A 2,874-nucleotide genomic window follows, 5' to 3' on the forward strand; every position below is an offset into this window, starting at 1 on the left:
ATCGAGACTCCACTGATTTTGACTGCGTTTAACTGCTGAAAGCGGTTCAGGGATCTTGGTACAGTCGACTCTTCAATGGTCGCGATAGTCGATAAAGGCACCAACCCGCCATCCGGCCCTGTGATATAAATATCCTGTAATTGTTCAGGGTTAAGGCGATTCACACGCTGGATCTGAGGAATAACCTTGTAGCTACGCCCGGCAATGTCAAAACGGTTAACGAAATCACCGCCCACCATCACGCCGAGATCGATGCCAACCTGCTCTAGACTCAATCCGAGATCGGCCGCTTTATCGCGATCGATCACATACTCGGATTGTGGTTGGTCAATCTTGACGTCAATGATAGGCGGGAAGGCAAACATTCCGCTTTGCATCGCCTTAAACTGAATTTGTTGGGCCAGTTCTAAAATCTGCTCGGATTCAACTGTTGAAGCGATGACGAACTCCACCGGAAACTGCCCACCACCAGGCAGCGCAGGCGGCGTCACCGGAAACATCTGAATACCGGGAATGACCTGCAGCTTTTGTTGAATTTCAGGGAGAATTTCAAATACGGTACGTTCCCGATCGTCCCATGGCCGCGTTACCATCCCGCCAAAGCCCGATGCTGGAAAAGTAATTTGAAAGGTAAAATCTGTCTCGGGCACGCTGTGAAAAGCCTCATTTGCCGCAGCAGCATACTGGCTAGTCTGATCGAGCGTAGCATTAGCCGACGCATCAATGATCCCGAAGATGACGCCCTGATCCTCACTAGGCGCCAGTTCTTGTGGTGACATCTTAAACATCGGGACAGTCAGCAGGCTAATGCTTCCCCACACTATATAAACGGCGGGACGCGTATTCAGAGTGACATCAAGCATTCGACCATATATCAAGCGAAGCCGTTTAAATCCGTTGGCAACTTTGCCCGCCAAGCCGTGTTCTTCAATCCCCGGAACAAGGAGTTTCGACGACATCATAGGAGAGAGGGTCAGTGCCACTATACCTGAAATAGTCACGGCACCGGCAAGTGTGAAGGCAAACTCGCGAAAGAGCGCACCGGTAAGCCCTCCCTGCAGCCCGATAGGCGCATAAACAGCAGCGAGCGTAACCGTCATCGCGACAATTGGTCCAACAAGCTCGCGAGCACCAAGAATGGCCGCATCTAGAGGGCTCTGCCCCTCACTAAGATGACGCTCTACATTTTCGACCACCACAATTGCATCGTCGACCACTAGCCCAACCGAGAGCACAATAGCCAACAAAGTAAGTAAATTAACGGTAAATCCGAAGGCCTGCATCAAGAACACAGCGCCGATCAACGACAGAGGAATAGCCACCACAGGCACGAGCACAGAGCGGAAAGAGCCAAGGAAAAGATAAATAATCACCACCACGATTAGCAGCGTTTCCCCTAAGGTCTGAAGCACCTCGTTAATCGCGCTATCGATATATTCCGTTGCATCGTAGGCTATACGTGCCGACATGCCGCTAGGCAGCCCTTTTTGAATAGCGGCCATCTCGGCGCGTACCAGTTTAATCACATCGAGAGAATTGGCGTTAGGCAATGGCCAAATCCCCATAAAAACAGCAGTCTGCCCTGAAAAGCGCACTTCCGCATCGTAATCTTCTGCCCCCAGTACAACATCTGCAATATCTTCAATACGCACGGTTGCCCCGTCCTGCTGACGAATAACAAGACGCTTAAACTCCTCAACAGATTTCAAGTTTGTATTTGCTGTCAGGTTAACCTGAATTAAAGCCCCTTTCGTCTGCCCGAGTGCAGACAAGAAATTATTGGCAGACAGGGCCTGACGCACTTGCGCCGGACTAATATTGAAGGCGGCCATACGTTCCGGGTCAAGCCAGATCCGCATCGCAAACGTGCGTGCTCCCAGGATATCGGCTCTCTGTACACCTTCAATCGCACTCAGGCGAGGTTGAACGATACGTACCAGATAATCCGTGATTTCATTTTGCAGCAATACATCGGAGCTAAAACTCAGATAAGCAGAGGCAAACTCACTGTCAGCCGACTCGATATTGAGCGTTGGAATTTCTGCTTCAGGCGGAAGATCATTACGTACCTGATCGACCTTAGAGCTGATCTCCGCTAGTGCCTTGGTGGCATCGTAATTAAGCTTTAGTCTTACCCTGATCGTTGACAGACTATACGCACTCTGAGACTCGATGTAGTCGATGCCATCGGCTGCAGCAATCACCCGCTCCAAAGGGGTGGTAATAAAGCCCCTGACCAAATGAGCACTTGCGCCGATATATACCGTACTGACTGTAATCGTCGCATTTTCGCTACGGGGATATTGACGAACATTCAACGACTGAATGGCCTGCAACCCGGCAATGATGATCAAAAAACTGATCACCAGCGAAAGCACCGGACGGCGTATGAAGATATCAGTGAATCTCATCGAAATACCATTCCCCTTGCAGCCACGCCAATCAAAGCTAAATCACTCCACATAAGGAAAGTCACAATTGCCATCAGTTATTTTCTGGCTTCGGTGCAAGCTTGAAATCCGGCGCTAACGTATTGTCTACCACCACAGGTTGACCGTTACTTAGTTTGAATACTCCGCTGCTTACAACAACCTCATTTTCCTGCAAGCCAGATAATACAGATATGTAGTCTCCACGCTTTTCCCCTAGGCGAATAAACTGCTGACGCAGTACCTTGCCAGACACGCCATTTTTTTCATTGCTTTCAACAACAAAAGCCGAGTCACTGTAAGGCGCATAAAACACGGCAGTTGATGGAATAGCCAGTACTTGTTTTCGAGCAGAAAGCAATATCCTGACATTAACGAACATACCGGGGCGAAGCAGTTCTTCCGGATTAGGCACAGTTGCCTGTATCTGGAAGTTGCGGGTAGC

2 protein-coding genes are annotated in these 2,874 nt (G+C 49.7%); both read right to left on the minus strand.

What is annotated here, in order from left to right; translation table 11 throughout:
• Positions 1–2,411 (minus strand): efflux RND transporter permease subunit (locus MHN01_RS23165; protein WP_239413713.1); only part of this gene is annotated, 2,411 nt, incomplete at its 3' end.
• A gap of 73 nt (positions 2,412–2,484) precedes the next feature.
• Positions 2,485–2,874, minus strand: a 390-nt coding sequence (locus tag MHN01_RS23170; protein ID WP_370646550.1) for an efflux RND transporter periplasmic adaptor subunit, incomplete at its 5' end; no start/stop codon positions are given.

The organism is Photobacterium sp. OFAV2-7, from assembly GCF_022347985.1.
Lineage (GTDB): Bacteria > Pseudomonadota > Gammaproteobacteria > Enterobacterales > Vibrionaceae > Photobacterium.